The organism is Planctomonas deserti (assembly GCF_003067705.1).
GTDB lineage: Bacteria > Actinomycetota > Actinomycetes > Actinomycetales > Microbacteriaceae > Planctomonas > Planctomonas deserti.
The window spans coordinates 1-539 of record NZ_QANL01000181.1 but is presented as its reverse complement, the minus strand read 5'-3'; the positions used below and the strand labels follow the sequence as shown (position 1 = coordinate 539).

The window sequence follows — 539 nt, the reverse complement described above, 5'->3', positions numbered from 1 at the left end:
GCCTACCGGCAGTTCATCGGCCTCGACCACGGCACGGCCTGGTCGCCGATGCAGTGCGTACGCCTGTTGCAGGCCTGCGCACATCCACTGCTGCGGGCCTGTATCGACGACACACTGGGCAGCCTTCCATCTCCGTTGCTTGAAGCGGCGTGTGCGCCAGCGGTACGTGCTGCACCGCTGCAGGCACAGCCGCAGCGAATAGCGGGCGGATGTTTATCGTACTGACACATGCACCGCTGACCATGGCGCAGCGGTCTCTTCCAGGATGATGAGGGCGGAACAATGGCAAGGCAGGTGGGTGGTCGCAGGGCTCGGCAGCAGGGTTTCAGCCTGATCGAGATCATGGTGGTGGTGGTGATCATCGGCATTCTCGCGGCATTGATCGTGCCGCGGTTGATGGACCGTCCCGACCAGGCGCGCGTGGTGGCGGCGCGCCAGGACATCGCGGCGCTGATGCAGGCGCTGAAGCTGTTCAAGCTGGACAATGGTCGCTATCCCAGCGCCGAGCAGGGCCTGCAGGCGCTGGTGAAGCCGCCACA

The 539-nt window shown here is 64.9% G+C and carries 2 protein-coding genes; both read left to right on the top strand.

Annotation, left to right across the window (positions count from 1 at the left end):
• The coding region (locus tag DAI20_RS20185; protein ID WP_205781544.1) for a hypothetical protein at positions 1 to 225 on the top strand (225 nt) is incomplete at its 5' end.
• A 57-nt stretch (positions 226 to 282) separates the two neighbouring features.
• Positions 283 to 539: type II secretion system major pseudopilin GspG (gene gspG, locus DAI20_RS20180; protein WP_108252916.1), on the top strand; the 257-nt coding region annotated here is incomplete at its 3' end.